The organism is Streptomyces sp. MBT65, from assembly GCF_016612545.1.
Taxonomy (GTDB): Bacteria; Actinomycetota; Actinomycetes; order Streptomycetales; family Streptomycetaceae; genus Streptomyces.
Genome location: NZ_JAENRY010000039.1, coordinates 1 through 19,610 on the forward strand (window position 1 = coordinate 1; position 19,610 = coordinate 19,610).

Consider the following 19,610-nt stretch of genomic DNA (forward strand, 5'->3'; position numbering starts at 1 on the left):
GTGCCGGTCCGGGGGCCGGGGTGTGCGGGGTGGAGGCGCGGAGCACGGCGAGCGCGCCGGCGAGGTGGGCGAGTGCCGTGTCCGGGAGCGGGGCGGCCAGCCGGGTCGCGAGTTCACGGTCGAAGACGGGACCGGCCTCGTCCACCAACTCCCGCCCGGCCGCCGTCAGTTCGACGATCGAGGAGCGGCGGTCGGCGGGATGGGGGCGCCGGGTGCAGTGGCCGAGCCGCTCCAGCCGGTCGACGGCCTGGCTGGCGCCGCCGACCGTGATCGAGAGGGCGGCGGCTATGTCGTTCACCCGGCAGGAACCCGCGCGCTCGACGACGAGCATCACGTTCAGCCCGCCCAGGGTCACCTCGCACTCCTGCCGGAGCCGGGCGTCGATCCCGTTCCACAGGTCGGTCTCGAAGCGCACCAGGTCGTCGAACACCTGCCGCAGGTCCACGGGCGGGCCCTCCCTCCAGATACATTAGCTCTAATCATATTAGCGCTAATGCACTGTGGACGCATCCCTCTCGGCCGGCCCGGGCGCGGGCGTGGGACCGCCCTCGCTCAGACCGAACCGCGCGTGGAACCTGCGCAGGAATCCGGGCGCGTACCAGGCCGAGCGGCCGAGCACGCGCATCGCGGCGGGGACGAGGATGCCGCGTACGGCGACGGCGTCGATGAGGATGGCCAGTCCGCTGCCCAGGCCGAACAGCTGCATGAAGCTGAGTTCTGCCGTGCCGAAGGCGAAGAAGCTCACCGCGAGCAGACAGGCGGCCGCGGTGACGATGCGGCCCGTGTGCCCGAGGCCGTTGGTCACGGCGGACTCGTTGTCCTCGCCCAGGTCGTGGAGTTCCTTGATCCGGCTGGTGACGAAGACCTCGTAGTCCATCGAGAGGCCGAAGGCGATGCAGAACATCAGCACGGTCATGGAGACGTCCATGGGCTGTGCCGTGAAGCCGAGCAGGGAGGAGAGATGGCCGTCCTGGAAGATCCAGGTCATGACGCCGAGGGTCGCGCCCAGGCTGACCATGTTGAGGAACAGCGCGCGCAACGGCTGGACGACGCTGCCGGTGAACAGGAAGAGCAGGAGGAAGGTGGTGAGGGCGACGAGGGCCACGGCGAGCGGGAGGCGGCCGCCGACGGAGTGCTTGGAGTCGACCAGTACGGCGTCGACTCCCCCTACCAGTGGGTGTGTTCCGGCGGGCGCGACGACCGCGCGTACCTCCCGGACCAGGCTCTGGGCCGCGTCGGACTTCGGTGTCAGGGTGCTCACCACGTTGAGCTGCTGCGCGTCGGGGCGACCGAGGGCGGGGTTGCCGGGATCGGTCGCGGTCGACCGGCCGTCGGCGTAGGTTCCCGCGCTGCTCTCGACGCGGACGACGCCCTCGATCCCGGAGAGTTCGCTCGCGTACGACTCCAGTGGGGCCTTGCTCAAGGGTGTGTCGATGACGATGTGGAGGGCGGAGTCGTCGTTGCCGTTGAACTTCTCGCGCAGTACGGAGGAGACCTGGCGGCTCGCGGCGTCCTCGGGCAGGACGCGTTCGTCCGGTGTGCCGAAGGTGATGCCGAGGAGCGGACTCGCCGCGACCAGCAGGACCGCGAGGACGGGCAGCGCGGTGAGTGCGGGGCGGCGCATGACGGTGGCGGCCAGCCGTCCCCACAGGGGTGCGCGGCCGGCGGGGCGGGGGCGGTTCGCCCAGGGCAGCCGTCCGCCGTTGACCCGGTGGCCGAGCACGACGAACAGGGCCGGCATGACGAACAGGGTGCTGACGGCGGCGATGACGACGACCCCGACACCGGCGTAGCCGAACGAGCGCAGGAAGTACTGCGGGAACACCAGGAGTGCCGCGAGCGCGGCGGCCACGGTCGCGGCGGAGAAGGCGACGGTACGGCCCGCCGTGCTCACCGTGCGCCGTACGGCGTCGTCCACGCTCGCGCCGGTGGCGAGTTGCTCCCGGAACCGGCTGACCATCAGCAGGGCGTAGTCGATGCCGAGGCCCAGGCCCAGTGCCGTGGTCAGGTTGATCGCGAAGACGGAGACATCGGTGACGCTGCCGAGGAGGTACAGCTCCGCGAAGGTGCCCGCGATGGCGATGGTGCCGATGGCCAGCGGGAGCAGGGCCGCGACCATGCTGCCGAAGACGAGCACGAGCAGGAGCAGCGTGAGCGGCACGGCGATGGACTCGGCGAGGACGAGGTCCTTGGCCGACTGGGTGCCCATGTCGCTGGTGACGGCGGCGCCGCCACCCGCCCGGACCGTGAGGGTGTTCTCGTACGGTCCGGTGTAGGCGTCGATGACGCTCTTCGCGTTCTCGTCCCGCTCGGTGTCGTTGCCCTTCACATGGGCGAGGACCATGGCGTCGCGACCGTCCTTGGAGCGGAGGTCCGAACTGCCCGTGTCCCAGTACGAGATCACGTTCTCCAGGTGCTGGTCCTTCTTGAGGCGGCCCACCAGGTCCTGGCCGCGGTGCCGGGCGGCCGGGTCGTCGACGCGGCCTTCGGAGGCGCTGACGAGCAGGACCAGGTTGGTCTCCCCGCCGAACTTCTTGTCGATGGCCTGCGCGGCCCGGCTGGACTGGGAGGTCGGGTCGTCGTAGCCGCCGCCCAGCAGCTTGCCGAACGCGCCGGCTCCCAGGACACCCATGAGGGCCACCGCCACGACGGCGACGACGAGGACCAGCCGGGACCGGCGGATCACCAGTTCGGCTATGCGTTCAAACACGCCCGTTCTCCTTTGCTGTCCATACGGTGAAAGAGGCGCGAGACACCCGGAGTTGACCATCGGGGCACTCTTCGTCGCCGCGTCCGACGTTAGTGAGGAGCAAGAAGATTTGGCAGTGTTAGATTTTCCTCACACCTCGCGATGCCCGGGCGTCACGCGGGAGTTGTCGTCGTACGGTCGACGCATGTCCGTCGACGAAGCCACCACCGCCCCGCCCTCCCTGCGCCAGCGGCGCCGGGCCGCCGCCACGCAGGAGATAGTGGAGGCGGCCGAGCGCCATCTCACCGAACACGGGCCCACGGCCCTGTCGTTGCGCGCGGTCGCCCGCAGCCTCGGCATGACCGTGCAGGCGCTCTACCACTACTTCCCGAGCCGGGACGCGCTCGTCACCGCGCTCGTCACGAAGGCGTACGACGACCTGGCCGACGCCGTGCAGGCCGCCGTCGACGCTCCTGACGACCCGGATCTGCCCCGCCTGGTGGTCGCGGCCGAGGGCTACCGGCGCTGGGGCATCGCGAACCCCGAGCGCTTCCAACTCCTCTACGGCACACCGCTGCGGGACTACGCGGCACCCACCGACGGCCCGACCACCCAGGCGACGCGCCGGATGAGCGCGATCTTCGAGCGCGAGATGTTCGAGGGGTTCACCACGGAGCAGCTCGCGGCGACCGACACCTGCGCGCTCTCACCCGAACTCCGGTCGTACTTCGAGCAGTTGCCGCACTACGGCCAAGGTCATCTGCCCGCGCCCGCGACCGCGCTGCTGATGAGCGCGTGGGGACATCTGCACGGTCTCGTCGCCCTGGAGGTGTTCGGACACACCGATTTCCTCGGCGGGCACCAGGCCGAGCTGTTCCGCATGGCGATGCGGAACCTGCTGGCGGACATCCACCGCCGGATCACCTGACACGCTCCGCCCGGACGTCGTAGCTTGCCGGGGTGGACCTCTTCTCAAGCTCCTGGACAGCGCTTCTCACCGCGGTCGCCGGCCTCGCGGACGAGGATTTCGAGCGGCCGTCCGGTTGCGCCGGCTGGTTGGTGCGGGACCTGGTCTGTCATCTGGTCATCGACGCCCAGGACGTCCTGATCACCCTTGTGACGCCCGCCGACTCGGAGCCGACCCGCGACGCGGTGACCTACTGGGCCGTCACGCAGACGCGGCCCACCGGTGACGACCCGCTCGACGCGCTGATGGTCCGGCTGGCGGCCGCGTACGAGGAGCCCTGGCTGCTCAAGTTCCATCTGGACGACGTCGGTTCGGCCGCCGGCCGCGCCGCCCGACTCGCCGATCCGGGGCTGCGGGTCAGCACCCAGGACGAGGTGCTCACCGCGGGCGACTACCTCTCCGCGTACGTCCTGGAGTGGACGCTGCACCACCTCGACCTGGTCGCCCGACTCCCGGGGGTGGCGGGGCCGCCGGCGGAAACGCTCGCCGGGGCCCGCGCGTTGCTGGAGAAGATCGCCGGGGCCGCCTTCCCCGAGTCGTTCTCCGACCGGGACGCACTGCTCGTCGGCACCGGACGGCGTGCTCCGACGGACGCGGAGAGCGCCCGACTCGGCGCGTTGAGCGCCAAGTTGCCGATGGTCCTCGGGTGACCCGTCGGCAACTCGGGCCGGGTGCGCCCTGGTCGCCGACGGGTGGCGAGCTGCCGTGACACTCAGAGCGCGGCGGCCGCCGCGCGGCCCGCCTGGCGGCCGGAGAACAGGCAGCCGCCGAGGAAGGTGCCCTCCATCGAGCGGTAGCCGTGGACTCCCCCGCCGCCGAACCCGGAGACCTCACCGGCCGCGTACAGACCGGGAATCGCCGTACCCGTGGCGTCCAGGACCCGGCCCGAGAGGTCGGTCTGCAGGCCGCCCAACGTCTTGCGGGTGAGGATGTTGAGGCGGACCGCGATCAGCGGTCCGGCACTCGTGTCCAGGATCTTGTGGATCGCGGCGGTGCGGCTGAGCGAATCCCCCGGGTAGGAAAGGGCGTTGCGGATGCCCATCACCTGGGCGTCCTTCGAGTACGGGTTGTCGATCTCCCGGTCCCGGGCCTCGATCTGCCGCTGGAGATCGGCCAGCTTGATCAGGCCGTCACCGGTCAACTTGTTCATGCCGAGGACCAGTTCGGAGAGCGTGGTGGCGGTGACGAAGTCGACGCCGTTCTTCCTGAACTTCTCGATCGGCTCCGGCGTCTGCCAGATGCGTGAGAGGAGCATCAGGATGTCCTTGTTGGTGAGGTCCGGGTTCTGCTCGGACCCCGACAGCGCGAACTCCTTCGCGATGATCTTGCTCGTGGTGACGAACCACGAGTAGTCGTAGCCGCTGGCGGTGATCGAGCCCAGGGTGTGGAGGGTGTCGTAGCCCGGCATGTCGGGGGCGGAGAACCGCTTGCCGGTGGCGTCGAACCACATCGAGGACGGTCCCGGGAGGATGCGGATGCCGTGGTTGGGCCAGATCGGGTCGTAGTTCCTGAGGCCCTCGGTGTAGTGCCACATCCGGTCGGGGTTGACGATCCGGCCGCCCGCCGCCGAGGTGATGCCCAGCATCCGGCCGTCGACGTACGCCGGCACACCGGTGATCATGGTCTTGGGCGCGTTGCCGAGGCGGGCCGGCCAGTTCTGCCGTACGAGATCGTGGTTGGCGCCTATGCCGCCCGACGTGACGATCACGACCGGGGCCTTGAGGTCGAAGGCGCCCACCACGGTGCGGGAGGTGGCCTTGCCGCGCTGAGCCGTGCTGGGTTCGAGGATCGAGCCGCGGACTCCGGTCACGACTCCGCCCGTGCGGACGATCTCGTTGACCTGGTGGCGGAACTTGAAGACCACCTTGCCGCTCGCGACCCCGGCCCGCACCAGCTTCTCGAAGGGCTCGACCACGGCCGGGCCGGTGCCCCAGGTGACGTGGAAGCGGGGCACCGAGTTGCCGTGTCCGTCGGCGAGGCCGCCGCCGCGCTCGGCCCAGCCGACGATCGGGAACCAGCGGATGCCGAGGCCGTAGAGCCAGGACCGCTTCTCGTTGGCCGCGAAGTCCACATACGCCTCGGCCCACTTGCGGGCCCAGTAGTCCTGGCCGGTCGGGTCGTCGACACCGCGGTCGAAGCCGGCCGTGCCCAACCAGTCCTGCCACGCCAGCTCTTGGGAGTCCTTGATGCCCATGAGCCGCTGCTCGTCGGAGTCGACCAGGAACAGTCCGCCGAAGGACCAGAACGCCTGGCCGCCGAGGTTGGACTCGGGCTCCTGGTCCAGGAGCAGCACTTTCTTTCCTGCGGCGACGAGTTCGGAGGTGGCGACGAGACCGGCGAGGCCGTGGCCGACGACGATGGCGTCGGCGTCCGAGGTGCCGGCCGCGAACGCCGGAACCGCGTGCGCCGCGAGGGCGGCGCCGGCGGCGACACCGCCGGCCACCGTCAGGGCTCTTCGTCTGCTGATCGCCGTGGGGGCCGAGTTCTCCATGAGGTGCCTTCCGGATGAGATACGGGAGGTGCGGGAGGTGTGTTCGACACGTGGAACGTGCCGCGACACCCCAGTGTTACCGCCGGTAGCACCTAGGGAAACCAAGCTGTGTCGGGAGTGTTGCGGGAGTTGGGTTCAGGACAGGGCGAGCGGGCCGTCGCGGTCGATGAAACGGCCCGAGCCGGCGCCGGGTTCCTCGGTCGCGAGCCGGACGATCGCGTCGGTTCCCTCGGAGACGGTCTGGGGGCCGCTGTGGCCGTTGAGGTCGGTCGCCGTGTAGCCGGGATCGGCGGCGTTGACGCGAATGTCCTTGAGGCCCTTGGCGTATTGGGTGGTCAGCATGGTGAGGGCCGCCTTGGAGGCCGTGTAGAGCGGTGCGACGACGGAGGACTCGATCCGCGACGGATCGTGGGTGATGGCGAGCGAGCCCATGCCGCTGCTGACGTTGATGACGACCGGGTCGGGTGAGCGGCGCAGCAGCGGGAGGAAGGCGGTGGTCGTCCGGACCACCCCGAAGACGTTGACGTCGAAGACGGCGAGCGCGTCGGCGCCGGTCAGCTCCGCGGGATCGCCGTGCGAGCCGTGTACACCGGCGTTGTTGATCAGGACGTCGAGGACACCTTCGTGGGCGGCGACGTCGGCCGCGGCGGCGGTGACGGAGGCGTCGTCGGTGACGTCGATACGGACGAACCGCGCACCGAGTGCGGCGGCCGCCTCCGCACCGCGTTCCTGGTCGCGGGCTCCGATGATCACGGTGTGGCCGAGGGCGAGGAGGCGGCGGGCGGTCTCGTGGCCGAGGCCCTTGTTGGCTCCGGTGATGAACGTGGTGGTCATGCGTCCATCGTCCGCGCGGTGCGGGTGCGCCACCAGGGACGCCTCGACCGTAGGAACGGCATTACCAGGATCGGAGTCGGGGGAGGAAGATGGAGGACATGGCGACACACGAAGGGATCGGGCTCGGGCTGGGTGCGACGATCCGTGCCTGGCGGGAGCGGTTGTCCCCGTCGGACCTCGGGCTGCCGTCCGGTCGGTCCCGGCGTGCGGCCGGTCTGCGCCGCGAGGAACTCGCCGAGCGCGCCGGGTTGTCGGTCGACTACGTGGTGCGCCTGGAGCAGGGGCGGTCCACGGCGCCCTCGGCCCAGGTCGTCGCCTCCTTGGCCCGGGCGCTGCGACTGACCACCGTCGAGCGGGAGCACCTCTACCGCATGGCCGGGCTGGTCCCGCCGAACGACGAGCCGATCCCCGATCATCTGCCGTCAGGGGTGCATCGCGTGCTGAACCGGCTCGGGGACGTCGCCGTCGCCGTGTTCGCCGCCGACTGGCAGATGATCTGGTGGAACCCCGGGTGGGCGGCGCTGCTCGGTGACCCGTCGGCCAAGGCGCCCGAGCAACGGAACTTCGCTCGCGAGCGGTTCCCGGTCGGTTCCGGCGACGACGTACGGATCGCCTCCTGGCCGGTGCTGGTGCGCAACGGCGACGCCTCGGATCTCGCGATCGTGTCCGACCTGCGCCGGGCCACCGGCCGCTTCCCGCGCGACGTCCGCCTCGCGGAGCTGATCCGTCAACTCACCGCGGGCAACCCGACATTCGCCCGGCTGTGGTCGAGCGGCACGGTGGCCGCACATCGCGAGGACCGCAAGACGGTCCTGCATCCCGAGGTCGGGTCCGTGGAAGTGGACTGCGATGTCCTGACGGACGGTGAATCCGACCTCAAGATCGTCATCTTGACCGCGGTGCCCGGCAGTTCGGACGAGGGCAGGTTGCGGCGCACGATGACCGGTGACGGATCGCGCGCGCCCAGCTCCTGAGCGGGGGTCAGTGTCGGGCGAACTGGAGCCGCGTGGCCTGGGTGACGTTCGCTCGCACCGCGAGTGCGGGGACGGTGAGTTGCTCGCCGTAGATGTCGGTGAGCCGGAGCTCGCCGCCGCAGCCGGTGCCGTCCTCGGAGAGGAAGTAGTTGTAGTCGGCGCGTGCCAACTGACGCCAGCCGCCGCCCGCGCGAACTTCCAGGCGGGCCAAGGGGTTTCGGTGTCCGATCGCCTGGATGCCGCACCAGTAGCGGGTGGAACCGGTCTTGTAGCGGATCGAGATCGTGTCCGAGACGCTGGGGCTCGCCAGGTTCCAGGTGATCGGGATCCGGCCGGCCGAAGGGGCGGCGAGCTTGGCGAAGGCCTGTGCGCTGAGGTCGATCTGCCCGGGGGCGCAGTCCCCCGGGCATTCGTTGGTGATGCGGACCGTGACACTCGCGCCGCCTGCCGCGTGCACCACCACATACGCCCCGCACGCCTTGGACGACTCGTAGTCCGCGGTGTTCATCGCACCGGTCAGCACGTCGCCGCTCGGGTCGTACATGCAGGCTCCGCCACCGTCCGCGTCGTAGAAGGTGGCGACCCCTCGATAGGTGACACCGGGACGGATGCGGCCGGCCAACGAGGCGGTGCCCGAGGCCGGTTGAGCGGCCTTCGTGACCGCCGGCGCGGCGGAGGCGGTGGCCGCGTGGGCGGTCGGTGTCGCCGACGGCTTCTTCGACGCGGTCGCGCTCGCCCGCGCCGAGGCCGACGAAGTAACGCTCGGAGACGGCGAGTTCACCGCCGGGACGGTGGCGGACGCCGCCGAAGTGACGCCTGCCGCCACGGACTTCACGTCCTCGTCGTCCTTGTTGCCGGGCAGCAGCACCAGGGCCAGGGAGACCACGATGAGTACCGCGGCCGCCGACAGGAACAGCCACCGCTTGGACACCGGACCTCCTTGATGGCCACCACCCGTTGTTCGGAGTGATGAAGGCAGCGATGCTGCCAGTCTCAAGGGGACCGCGGCAAGCCCTTTCTGCGGATGTGCAGTTGGGGACGGGTGTCGGATGGCGTGACTGGTGGTGGAGAAGCCGTCGGACTCACCTGTCCAGGTGGGCGAGCAGCAGGTTGGGGTCCTCGGCGGTGACGTAGGCCGCGCTCAGGACGTAGGCCGTGTCGCCGCGCAGGGCGATGGACGTGGGGTTCCGCAGTCCGTCCGTCGCGGTGAGCACGACCGTGGGGCTGCGGTGCGGCTCGGCGAGGACGACCTCGCTCGAACCGTTGACGGCGGCGAGCAGTTGGTCGCCGCGGCCGGTGAAGGCGAAGTCGTCGATCCCCGGCAGGCCGGTGACCTCGGTGCGGACGCGGCCCGCGTGTCCGTCCCGGAGGACGGGGATGCGTACGACGGTGCCCCGGTCGAGGTTGGTCACCCAGAGGGCCCCGCCCCGGATCTTCAGGCCGTTGGCGCCGAGGAAACCGGTCGACGACAGTTCGGGGGCGGTGGACCAGGCCGTGGGGATGCCGCCCGCGACAGGTACCTTCCAGACCGTGCCGAGCACCGAGTCGGTGACGTAGAGGGTGCGTGAACTGGCGTCCAGCGCAAGGCCGTTGGCCAGCCCGTCGGCCGGCAGCGCGGCGATCCGCTCCGGTGTGCCGCCCGGCCGCAGCCGCCATACGCCAGTGAGGTCGGCGGTGCCGGTGGCGTACAGGAAGTAGAGGGTTCCGTCGTGGGCCCGGACGATGCCGGTCGTCAGCGGGAAGCCCAGTACGGGGGTGTGGACCCCGCCGTCCGCCGGTGCGGGCAGGGTGGCCAGGATCTGGGTGGTTCCCTTCGGTGAGAGCCGGGCGACCTGGCGGGCGGCGGCGAAGGTGACGTAGGCGCTGCCGTCCGGAGCCAGGGCGATGTTCTCCGGGGTCTGCCCCTTGGCCAGGTCGAAGTGGCGGGCGATCCGGGCGTCGCTCAGCGGCGCGGAGGCGGCGGACGCGGATGACGGGAAGAGCACGGCGGTGGCGGCCGCGACGACGACGGCCGTGGACAGAGCCGACTTGGTGAGCGTGGTGAACATGGGTGGTTCCTTAGGGCAGTTGGGTTCGGGCAGGGTTTTCGGGCATGCGGCAGCGACGTGCCGATGCGGTGGTGAGCGGGAGCGGGCGGTGAGCGGGAGCGGGCGGGTGCCGCCCTGGACGGGTCAGTCCGTGCTGATCCGGGATCGAGCCGGCAGGGGCTCGGCCGGTACGGCGGCCTGGGCGAGCAAGGTCAGTGCCGCCCGTGAGGGTGAGCCCGCCGGGGTGGTGGCGACCACGACGCCGATGCCACGCCCCAATCCGAGGCTCTGCTGGACGACCGTCAGCGAGCCCACGACCGGATGCCGCATGTCGTACTGGGCGAACATGTGGGACTTGACGCGGTGATCGGCCCACATCGAGGCGAACTCGGCGCTCTTGGCGCTCAGTTCACCCACCAGCGCGTGCAGCGCCGCGTCGTCGGGGAACCGGCCCGCCATCAGACGGAGGTTGCCCACCACCGCCCTGGCCTTGCTCGGCCAGTCCGCGTACAGCTCACGGGTGTGGGGGTCCAGGAACACCAGCCGGGCCAGATTGGGGCGCCGGTCCGGACGGTCCGGGGCCTCGGGGTCGAGGTGTCCGGCGAAGAGCGCGTGCCCCAGCCGGTTCCATGCGAGCACGTCGGCGCACCGGCCCTGCACGATCGCGGGCCTGTCCCCCAGGACGTCCAGGAGTTGGGCGTTCTCCTCCGTGACCCGCTCCGGCGCGAGCCGTCGGCCCCGCGGGCGCTGTCTCCCCGCGCGGGCCAGGTCGTGCAGATAGCGTCGCTCGGGTTCGTCGAGCCGCAGGGCGCCGGCCAGCGCGTCCAGCACCTCCGGTGAGGCGCTGGGCGACTGTCCCTGTTCCAGCCGGGTGTAGTACGAGACGCTCACTCCCGCGAGCAGCGCCAGTTCCTCGCGCCGGAGACCGGGCACGCGCCGCCGTTCCCCGTACGTGCTCACCCCCACGTCCTCAGGACGGAGGTGAGAACGTCGAGCCTTCAGAAAATCCCCGAGCTGCGTTTCTCCGTTCACGCTTCTCAGTATGGGCGGCCACCGCACACGGAGCCTGCCCCAATCATGGGTATGCAACGGCGGGTCAGGGTCAGTGGATCCGATGCGAATCGCCACGTATGGCGTTCCCCGTTCCGTCGGTGGAATCGGCGACAGGGAGCACGCTTGACACGGGCTCGTTGTCGATTCGACGGTGTCGGGCGTGACATTGCCCGCGGTACGACCGGACAGTGATCCGCCACGGTGGCCTACCGGCTCGGCCAGTGGCACAAGCTCACCGGAACCGACCCCCGCACCTTCACCGGACTGCTCCGCTCGGTCGTCGGCATCACGGGGTGACCTCGGCTGTGGAATCCACAGGGATCCGCCCCCTCACTCCATGATCGCGCCGAAGACCGGCCACGGTGCGATTCCTACACTCCGTAATTGACGACGTGCCGCGCTCCGGGCACGCCTCAAGCGAGGGAATGGATCCGGAATGGCACAGACAGACCCTAGTTCCTATGTCATGGGAAATACCTCCGAGGAGGCGGACCAGCTCGGGATACAGGCTTCCCTGTACGACCGCCACACCCAATTTCTGTTGCGGACGGCCGGGTTGAAAGAGGGAATACACGTCCTCGATGTCGGCTGCGGTATGGGGGAAGTGTCGCTCTGCGCGGCGCTCAGGGCGGGCGGCCGTAACCCCGACATGGGTGAGCAACTCGCTCATGTGCTACGGCTTTCGGGGCTGTCCGATCCCCGTGTGGCGGTCGCCGTGCCGACCGGTGGCCCGGACTCGGCGGCGGTGACCCTGATCGCCGAGTCGGCACGCAGTCTCCTGCCGGTGATGGAACGCGCCGGCATCACCACCGCCGAGGAAGCGGACCTCGACACCTTGCGGGCCCGCATGTCGCGCGCGTGCGCGGAGGTCCACGCGACGGTCTATGTGCCGGAGCTCGTCGCCGCCTGGGCCGAGTTGCACTGAGGGATGCCGAATTCGGTCACAGCGTCGGGGCTCACTGGCCCTCGAATCCCTCGGTCCGACTCCACTTGAGCGTGGTGTCCCTCCCGAAGACCACCCGCTGTCCGTCCTCGGAGACCGTGGCCCGTTCCCAACCGTCGAAGTTCTTGGTGACGTTGACACTCCAGTCGGTCAGGCCGCTGATGCCGACGGCCGCGATGGACTCGGTAGGCGGTTCACCGTCGTAGCAGTACGAGCCGAAGTCGGCGATCGCCGCCACGGTTCCTTTCTTTGTACGGAGTTGGATGCCCTGGCAGGCGTCGGTCCGGGTGCGGTAAATGACTTTCGGCGCGGTCCAGGCCTTCGCCCGGGGACTGTAGTGCTGCTCGACGAGCCCCTTGCCCCGGCGGTAGTGCAGGGCCACACGACGGCCGTCGTCGAGTGTCACCTCGGCGTTGTACGGGCTCGGACCGCCGCTCCAGGGAAGGTCGCTCTTCTCCAACTCGGCGCCGTACACGGAGGAGTCCGAGGGCTCCGAGGAATCCGGGGAGGCGCTCGCGGAGGGGGCTTTCGTCACCGAGCCCTGGTGACCGCATGCCACCGCGACGACCAGCATCGACACCACCGCCGTCACCCTGGCCAGCATCTGCATGCCGGGCTTGTGCATCCACGCCTCCCGTCGCCTCGTCGCAGCTCAGCTTAGGCACGCTCCTCGGTGAGGCACCCGAGGACTCATGGGGTGGTCGGGGGTGTCGTCCAGATACGCCGTTCGGCGCTCAGCGGGTCGTCGAGTGTCTCGGGGACGGTGTCCCAAACCATCGTCGTACGGCGCTTGTCGGTGTAGCGGGGCCAGTTCGGGCCCGGGTCGAGGTCGCGGACGAAGGCGACCCAGGCTCCGTGCATCGCGTCGGCGAGGGACTGGGGTGGGTGTGGGCCCGTCGCGGCGGTGACGCGTTCGGCGTCCAGGAGGTCGAAGGCGAAGGGGATCTCGACGCAGTGGGCGGCGCTGCCCCAGGTGAAGTGGTAGAGCCAGGTGGGCAGTTCGTGGTGGGCGCGGGACTCGGCGAGGGCGAGGGACGGGCCGCGGAAGATGGCGTCGGTGAGGGCCTGGCCGATGCGGTGCGTCGGGTCCGTCCCCTCCCTCAGCGCGGCGTACGCGGTCACGGCCTCGGGGCCCAGGCCGTGACCGGTCAGCACAGCGTCGACTACCCCAGTCGGTACGGGAGTTGGAGTGCTCCCGGGCGGGGGGTAGAACTCGCGCTCGGTGAAGCCGAGCAGGAGCGGTACGGAGGCTGCGCTGCCGTCCGCGAAGGCATCCGGGACGGGGACCGGGATCAACTCCCCGTCGGCGAAAGGCGCCAGCGTCAGACCCGCCTCGGGTGTGGCGAGGGCGTCCTGGAGGGCGAGCAGTTCGTCGTCGGTGAGGTCGCGGAGCGCGGCGGCGCGGGCGGGGACGCCGGTGATTTCGGTCAGGCGGGCCGAGTCGGCGAGGGCGTCGCGGCGGTGCTGGGGGGACCTGACGGCACCGGACTCGGAGATCGCGGCGCGGAACAGCCCGTGCGCGGAGGGGGTCGCCATCAGGGTCTGCACGGCGCCGCCGCCCGCCGACTGCCCGGCGACGGTGACCTTCCCGGGGTCGCCGCCGAACGCCTCGATGTTGTCCCGTACCCAGGTCAGCGCGGCGATCCAGTCGAGCACACCGCGGTTGTCGGGGGCGTCCTCGAGAGGGAGGAAGCCCTCGATGCCGAGCCGGTAGCCGAGGGACACGAGGACGATTGCGTCGCGGGCGAAGGTGGACCCGTCGTACCAGGGGCTGGCGGCCGATCCGGCGACGTAGCCGCCGCCGTGGATCCAGACGAGGACCGGCAGGTCGGCGCCCGGGTGCGGGTCCGGGGTGAAGACGTTGAGGTTCAGTGTCCCGTCGCCCGGTATCGACGGCTCGGGGATGGTGGTGGGGCCGTCGAGGATGAAGGGGCGGCGTTGCGCGGTGGGTCCGTACCGGGTGGCGTCGAGGGGTTCGGTCCACGGCTCGGGCGGGACGGGGGCGGCGAAGCGGAGTTCGCCGACGGGGGCCTGGGCGTAGGGGATGCCGAGGAAGCGGGCGGTGGTGTGCTGCCACGTCCCGAGGACGGGGCCCTGGGACGTGACAGCGAGTACGGAATGGGGCACGGAACAACTTCCTTGTGGAGATGGGAGGTAATGGGCGCAGGTGAGAGGTTACGGATGATGGTCGAAGTCTCGCGCCCCACCCGCTATTTGACGCCCTTGATCGGCCTGATCGCGAGCGCGCTGATCAGTACGACGGCCATGGCGAAGGCGAACAGGACGCGGTAGCCAGGGAGTTTGTCGGAGCCCGCGGCGAACGAGGTGATGAGCACGGAGGCGATGATCGGTCCGAGGGCCTGCGGGACGTTGGTGGCGATGTTGAGGATGCCCAGGTCCTTGCCGGCCGCCGCGCCCTTGGGCAGCACCTCCGTCATCAGGGCCATGTCCAGCGACATGTACGTACCGAAGCCCATGCCGCTGACCAGCGCGTACGCGTACATCGCGGGCAGGGTGGGGCTGACCAGCGGGATGGCCATGGACAGGGCGAGCAGGACCGACGCGCCGATCACGAAGATCTTGCGGCGGCCGGTGCGGTCGGAGATCCTCGCCACCGTCACCACGCTGGTGACGGAGCTGATCGACCGCGGTCTGGTCCGCGAGGCGGGTTCCGTGCCGACCGGTGGCCGGGGCCGCCCCCGGCGCCTGTTGGGGCTCGTCCCCGAACGCGTGGTCGTCCTCGCCGCGCAGGTGAGCCTGGAGTCCGTGCACGTCATGGCGGCGGACTTCCGGGGCCGTGTCCTGCACCGAGAGTCGGCGCCCCATCGCGCGCCGTACGGCGATCCGCGCGCGCTGGCCGCGGTGATCGGCTGCGTGGTGCGCTCGGCCGAGGCGGCGGTACGGGACGCGGCACCGGACGCCCATCTCGCCCAACTCGCCGTGGCCATGGCCGGACCGGTCGTCGGGACCTCCCAACTGGTCGCCGCCGCGATCGACTTCGGCTGGCGCAGCACCGATCTGCGTGCTCTGGTGACCGCCGAACTCCCCTTGCTCGAATGCCCTGTCGACGTGGTGAACGACGCCAACATGGCGGCCCTGGCCGAGTACCACGCCCTGGAGGCCGCGGGCGTGGAGCACCCCGACACCGTCGCCTACATCAAGGCCGACACCGGTGTGGGCGGCGGGCTCCTCGTCAACGGCCGTGTGCACAGCGGGAGTCACGGCATGGCGGGCGAGATCGGGCACCTGCCGATCGCCCTCGACGGGCCCCACTGCCGTTGTGGCACGCGGGGTTGTCTGGCGACCTACATCGGTCCCGAACCCCTCATCCACGCGGCCGGGTTGGACCATGTCGCCGCGACCGAGGGCGGCGAGGCGGCACTGGCCGAGCTGGACCGCCGACTGCGCGCGGCCGATCCGGCCGCGATCGCCGCCCTCGGCGCGGCCGGGCACGCCCTGGGCGCCGCCGTCCTCGGCGTGTCCGGGGTCACCGACGCGGGCGAGATCATCCTCGGCGGATACCTCGCCACCTGGGCCTCCTGGCTCCGCCCCGGCCTGGACGCCCGCCTGGCCGGACGCCGCGCCCTGGCACCCGACATGCAACCGGCCATCACCTTCGGCGTCCTCGGCGCCGAGGCCACACTGCGCGGCGCGTTCCAGACCTGCCGCGACGCCCTGCTCGACGACCCCACCGGCGTTCCGGCACTCCCGCAGGCACCGGTCACCGTGCCGTCGCCGTAGAACCTGCGCGGCGGATCATTCCGCAAACGCGAGTTCCGAAACGCACGTCGGGCGCCGCTGCTCTCCCCGCCCCCGCCGACTGTGCCCTCTGGAGGCCGGGGTCTGCGCTAACCAGTCAAAGCCCACGACGGTGGTTAGTGAAGACCCCAGCCTCCAGCACCCACCCACCGCCCAGGCACGCCTCCGAAGCGCGAAACCCACATCCACAACAGCCCGCCCAGCGCCCCACGACGCCCCGATCTCGTGGTCCGCGGCTTCGTGACCCCGCCCCCGTACATGCATACTCGGGCTCTGCGCGCGCACCTGCGTTCGCGAGAAGCGGGAGGTGGGCGATGGTGGTGCCCTCGGCAGCGGGGACCGAGCCCCGGAAAATCACGATCAATGATGTCGCCGCGTCCGCGGGGGTGTCCCGGCAGACCGTGTCGCGGGCGCTCAACGACAAGGGCGAGATCGACAGCGAGACGAAGCAGCGGGTGCTCGACGCGGCCCGTGCGCTCGGATACCGGCCGAGCCGGTTCGCGCGGGGGCTGGTGCGGCAGGACACGATGACGATCGGGCTGGTGATCCCCGATCTGCTCAACCCGTTCTTCACGGAGGTCGCCGCCGCCGCGCTGGAGGCTGCCAGGACCCGTGGCTGGCAGGTCGTCGTGTACGACACCGGGGACCGGGCCGAGGAAGAACGCGGCACGCTCCAGGTGATCAGTTCGCAGGTGGACGCGGTCATCGGCTACTTCAGCTGCCCCGAGAGCGAGTTGGAGAAGTTCACGCGCGGCATGCCGGTGGTGCTCATCGGCAGGGAGGAGCGCACGCGGTTCAGCGCGATCGAGATCGACGGCACGGCGGGGGTGCACGCCGCGGTCGCCCACCTGGTCGCGCGGGGGCACACCCGGATCGGCATGCTCGACCACCACACCCGCGCCGAACCGAGCGTCCGCCACGAGTGGTTCACGACGGCCGCGGCGGCCCACGGCATCGAGGCCGGCATGGTGGTCGGCGCGGACCAGACGGCCGACGGAGGTGGCGAGGCGCTGAGGACCCTGCTCGCCGACCATCCCGACATCACCGCCGTCTTCACGTTCAACGACATCATCGCCATCGGCGCCCTGCGCGAGGCACGTCGGCTGGGCCGGAGAATCCCGCAGGAACTGGCGGTCATCGGCTTCGACGGACTCCAGCTGGGCGCGCTGGTCGAGCCCCCGCTCAGCAGCGTCGCCCTGGACACCCGCAGGCTCGGTGCCCTCGCCATCGAACAGGTCGCGCGCCTGCTGTCGGGAGGGGAAGCGCTTGTCGCCGACGACCTGGTCGTGCGGGGCGAACTGCGGCTGAGCGGCTCCGCCTGACGGCCGCCCGCGCGTCCGGTCCGAATGTCTTGACACCCGCCCGCACCGGAGCGCAAACTTCCGAACATTCGCAACACACTCCAAGGGGTCTATCTGCAAGCAGTCCCGTGAGCGCTCACGGGAGCGCTCACGGGACGCTCTTAGACCCCGCAACAAATGGTGTGCCCACGTCCCTTCCACCCAGAAGGCATCCCGCCCGAGGGATCAGCATCGAAGCCGCCTAGCACCGCCGCTAGTCGTTGTCTGGAACGGAAACCATGAGCAGCACAGTCACGCGCATCCGCCTCGGCGCCGTCGCCGTGGCCGCCAGTGTCGCCGTACTCGCCGGATGCTCGTCATCCGAGCCGTCGGCCAAGACATCCGCGGCCTCCTGCGCGCCCGCGAAGGGCAAGGTCACCCTCCAGTACTGGAACACGGTTCCGGGCATGGACAAGGTTGTCGCCCTGTGGAACAAGAAGAACCCGAACATCCAGGTCGAGACGAAGAACATCTCCAACGACCAGTACGGCACCCTCGGCAACGCCCTCAAGGCGGGCAAAGCGCCGGACCTGGCCCAGGTCGGCTACGACGAGTTGCCCAACCTGCGCACCCAGAGCGCGTTCGTGGACGCCTCGTCCTGCTCCGCGGCGACCGCCGCCAAGTCGAAGTTCGTGCCGTGGACCTGGTCGCAGACCAGCTTCGGCAACACCGGCGTGTTCGCCCTGCCGCAGGACACCGGGCCGATGGCCCTCTACGTACGCAGTGACATCTTCAAGAAGTACGACGTCGCGATCCCGACGACCTGGGACGAGTACGCGGCCGCCGCGCAGAAGCTGCACAAGGCGGACTCGAAGCTCGACATCACCTTCTTCGACCCGAACAACGCCGAGTGGTTCAACGGGCTGCTCTGGCAGAACGACTCCCAGATGTACAGCTACTCCGGCGACAAGTGGCAGGTCACCGTCGCGTCGGACAAGAGCAAGCAGGTCGCCGACTACTGGCAGAAGCTGATCTCCGGCAAGCTCGTGCGCACCGATCTCGCCCACGGTTCGACGCAGATGTACGCCGCCTACCAGCAGAACCAGATCGCCAGCTACATCGGTGCCGCCTGGGGCTACAGCATGTTCCGCGACAACCTGCCCAAGCAGGCCGGGAAGTGGACCATCGTCCCGATGCCGACGTGGGGTTCGGACGGCGCCTCCGGTGACTGGGGCGGCTCGACCGTCGGGTTCATGAAGGGCAGCAAGCACCTCTACGAGTCGGTCAAGTTCAACACCTGGCTCAACACCGACCCGGAGGCCCTCGCGCTGGAGAACCAACTGGGCGGCCTCTACCCGGCGGCGACCGCGGGGCTCCAACTGCCCGCGCTGTCCAAGGGAGTTCCGTACTACAACAACGAGAAGATCTTCGACGTCTTCGCCGACTCGTCCAAGAAGATCAACACCAGCTTCGCCTGGGGACCCACGCAGAAGACGGTGAACCTCGCGCTGCAGGACGCGATGGCCAAGGCGGCGGCCGGCAGCGGCACGCTCGGCGACGCGCTGTCGGCGGCGCAGGCGGCCGCGTTGAAGTCGATGAAGGATCAGGCGATCCCGGCAGCGGCGGGCAAGTGACCGCACGATGACCGACATCGCACCCCGCGCGACGCGCGTGGTGGCCAAGCCCGGGGGCCGTCGCCGTCTCAACGGCGGCGGCCCCCGGGCGGGCACCATCTTCGCGTTCGTGATCCCCTTCTTCCTTCCGTTCGTGCTGTTCTACCTGGTGCCGGTGGGCTACGCGCTGTGGCAGAGCGTCCGCGTCGTGCGCCGCACCGGCGGTCAGTACGGCACCTCGTACACGACCTTCGGCGGCTTCGAGCAGTACGGGAAGGTCTTCCAGAACGACGAGTTCTGGTCCAGCATCGGGCGCATCGGCCTGTTCGGCATCGTGCAGGTGCCGGTGATGCTCTTCGTGGCGCTGGTCATCGCGCTGCTCCTCGACACTCCCCTGCTGCGGCTCAAGTCCGTGTTCCGCATCGCCGCGTTCATGCCGTACGCGGTGCCCGGTGTCATCGCCGCGATCATGTGGTCGTACCTCTACTCGCCCCAACTCAGCCCCGTCGTCGACCTGTTGAACGACATCGGGCTCAAGCCCGACTTCCTCGGGCCGGGCGCGGTGCTGTGGTCGGCGGCGAACATCTCCACGTGGCTGTGGACCGGCTACAACATGCTGATCATGTTCTCGGCGCTCCAGTCGATCCCGCAGGAGCTGTACGAGGCCGCCAAGCTCGACGGCGCGAGCAACTGGGCCATCGCCTGGCGGATCAAGGTCCCGATCATCGCCCCGTCGATCGTCCTCACCACGGTGTTCTCGATCATCGGCACGCTCCAGCTCTACGCCGAGCCGGCCGTGCTGCGGCAGATCTCCTCGAACATCTCCAGCACGTTCACGCCGAACATGCTCGCCTACGCGGTGGCCTCCGGGAACAACTACCAGCAGGCCGCGGCGATCTCCGTGGTCATCGCCGTCATCACCTTCGTCCTGAGCTTCGGGTTCATGCGACTGACGTCGAAGAGGGCCGGCCTGTGAACAA

The 19,610-nt window shown here is 70.0% G+C and carries 18 protein-coding genes; 8 read left to right on the plus strand and 10 right to left on the minus strand.

The features are described from left to right. Positions 1-445, minus strand: a 445-nt coding sequence (locus tag JHN63_RS11590) for a MarR family winged helix-turn-helix transcriptional regulator (protein WP_307781867.1), incomplete at its 3' end; no start/stop codon positions are given. Positions 446-490: 45 nt separating this feature from the next. Then, a complete protein-coding gene (locus JHN63_RS11595; RefSeq protein WP_200679430.1) occupies positions 491-2,710 on the minus strand; it encodes an MMPL family transporter in 2,220 nt (739 codons plus the stop codon). A gap of 184 nt (positions 2,711-2,894) precedes the next feature. On the opposite strand from JHN63_RS11595, the gene JHN63_RS11600 reads away from it, so the two are divergent. Both JHN63_RS11600 and JHN63_RS11605 read left to right on the plus strand, forming a co-directional pair. Then, positions 2,895-3,617 carry a TetR/AcrR family transcriptional regulator gene (locus tag JHN63_RS11600; protein WP_200679431.1) on the plus strand — a complete coding sequence of 241 codons (723 nt, stop codon included), beginning with the start codon at positions 2,895-2,897 and terminating at the stop codon, positions 3,615-3,617. A 32-nt stretch (positions 3,618-3,649) separates the two neighbouring features. Next, positions 3,650-4,306 (plus strand): maleylpyruvate isomerase N-terminal domain-containing protein, encoded by a 657-nt coding sequence (locus JHN63_RS11605; protein ID WP_200679432.1) that lies wholly within the window; start codon positions 3,650-3,652, stop codon positions 4,304-4,306. Between the two features lie 62 nt (positions 4,307-4,368). On the opposite strand, the gene JHN63_RS11610 is transcribed toward JHN63_RS11605, so the two are convergent. Further along, positions 4,369-6,147, minus strand: coding sequence for an FAD-binding dehydrogenase (locus tag JHN63_RS11610; RefSeq protein WP_200679434.1), 1,779 nt, complete (start codon positions 6,145-6,147; stop codon positions 4,369-4,371). A 135-nt stretch (positions 6,148-6,282) separates the two neighbouring features. After that, positions 6,283-6,981, minus strand: a complete 699-nt coding sequence (locus tag JHN63_RS11615) for an SDR family NAD(P)-dependent oxidoreductase (RefSeq protein WP_200679436.1) — start codon at positions 6,979-6,981, stop codon at positions 6,283-6,285. 89 nt (positions 6,982-7,070) lie between these two features. Between JHN63_RS11615 and JHN63_RS11620 the strand changes: the two genes are divergently transcribed. Beyond that, complete coding sequence (locus JHN63_RS11620; protein ID WP_200679438.1) at positions 7,071-7,955, plus strand: helix-turn-helix transcriptional regulator; 885 nt, start codon at positions 7,071-7,073, stop codon at positions 7,953-7,955. Positions 7,956-7,962: 7 nt separating this feature from the next. On the opposite strand, the gene JHN63_RS11625 is transcribed toward JHN63_RS11620, so the two are convergent. The 3 genes from JHN63_RS11625 to JHN63_RS11635 all read right to left on the minus strand — a co-directional run bounded on the left by JHN63_RS11625 (position 7,963) and on the right by JHN63_RS11635 (position 11,014). After that, on the minus strand, positions 7,963-8,886 hold the full coding sequence (locus tag JHN63_RS11625) for an expansin EXLX1 family cellulose-binding protein (protein ID WP_200679440.1): 924 nt from the start codon (positions 8,884-8,886) through the stop codon (positions 7,963-7,965). 151 nt (positions 8,887-9,037) lie between these two features. Then, entirely contained in the window at positions 9,038-10,003 is a 966-nt protein-coding gene (locus JHN63_RS11630; protein WP_200679442.1) for an SMP-30/gluconolactonase/LRE family protein, read from the minus strand. Between the two features lie 123 nt (positions 10,004-10,126). After that, positions 10,127-11,014, minus strand: a complete 888-nt coding sequence (locus tag JHN63_RS11635; protein ID WP_200679444.1) for a helix-turn-helix domain-containing protein — start codon at positions 11,012-11,014, stop codon at positions 10,127-10,129. Between the two features lie 487 nt (positions 11,015-11,501). On the opposite strand from JHN63_RS11635, the gene JHN63_RS11640 reads away from it, so the two are divergent. After that, positions 11,502-11,960 (plus strand): hypothetical protein, encoded by a 459-nt coding sequence (locus JHN63_RS11640; RefSeq protein ID WP_234476461.1) that lies wholly within the window; start codon positions 11,502-11,504, stop codon positions 11,958-11,960. A gap of 31 nt (positions 11,961-11,991) precedes the next feature. Here JHN63_RS11640 and JHN63_RS52550 read toward each other — a convergent pair whose 3' ends face one another. The 3 genes from JHN63_RS52550 to JHN63_RS11655 form a co-directional block, all read right to left on the minus strand. Next, complete coding sequence (locus JHN63_RS52550; protein ID WP_234476462.1) at positions 11,992-12,603, minus strand: hypothetical protein; 612 nt, start codon at positions 12,601-12,603, stop codon at positions 11,992-11,994. A 65-nt stretch (positions 12,604-12,668) separates the two neighbouring features. Beyond that, positions 12,669-14,105: a carboxylesterase/lipase family protein gene (locus tag JHN63_RS54235; RefSeq protein WP_200679446.1), complete on the minus strand. Its 1,437-nt coding sequence runs from the start codon at positions 14,103-14,105 to the stop codon at positions 12,669-12,671. An 83-nt stretch (positions 14,106-14,188) separates the two neighbouring features. Next, on the minus strand, positions 14,189-14,593 hold the full coding sequence (locus JHN63_RS11655) for an MFS transporter (protein WP_307781868.1): 405 nt from the start codon (positions 14,591-14,593) through the stop codon (positions 14,189-14,191). On the opposite strand from JHN63_RS11655, the gene JHN63_RS11660 reads away from it, so the two are divergent. The 4 genes from JHN63_RS11660 (at position 14,571) to JHN63_RS11675 (ending at position 19,606) form a co-directional block, all read left to right on the plus strand. After that, positions 14,571-15,719: an ROK family protein gene (locus JHN63_RS11660; RefSeq protein WP_307781869.1), complete on the plus strand. Its 1,149-nt coding sequence runs from the start codon at positions 14,571-14,573 to the stop codon at positions 15,717-15,719. The two genes, JHN63_RS11655 and JHN63_RS11660, sit on opposite strands and share 23 nt — an antisense overlap. A gap of 332 nt (positions 15,720-16,051) precedes the next feature. Continuing rightward, positions 16,052-17,059 carry a LacI family DNA-binding transcriptional regulator gene (locus JHN63_RS11665; protein ID WP_200679447.1) on the plus strand — a complete coding sequence of 336 codons (1,008 nt, stop codon included), beginning with the start codon at positions 16,052-16,054 and terminating at the stop codon, positions 17,057-17,059. A 257-nt stretch (positions 17,060-17,316) separates the two neighbouring features. Beyond that, positions 17,317-18,651 carry an ABC transporter substrate-binding protein gene (locus JHN63_RS11670; protein ID WP_200679451.1) on the plus strand — a complete coding sequence of 445 codons (1,335 nt, stop codon included), beginning with the start codon at positions 17,317-17,319 and terminating at the stop codon, positions 18,649-18,651. Between the two features lie 7 nt (positions 18,652-18,658). Then, positions 18,659-19,606 (plus strand): carbohydrate ABC transporter permease, encoded by a 948-nt coding sequence (locus tag JHN63_RS11675; RefSeq protein WP_200679453.1) that lies wholly within the window; start codon positions 18,659-18,661, stop codon positions 19,604-19,606. The last annotated feature ends 4 nt before the right edge of the window (positions 19,607-19,610 follow it).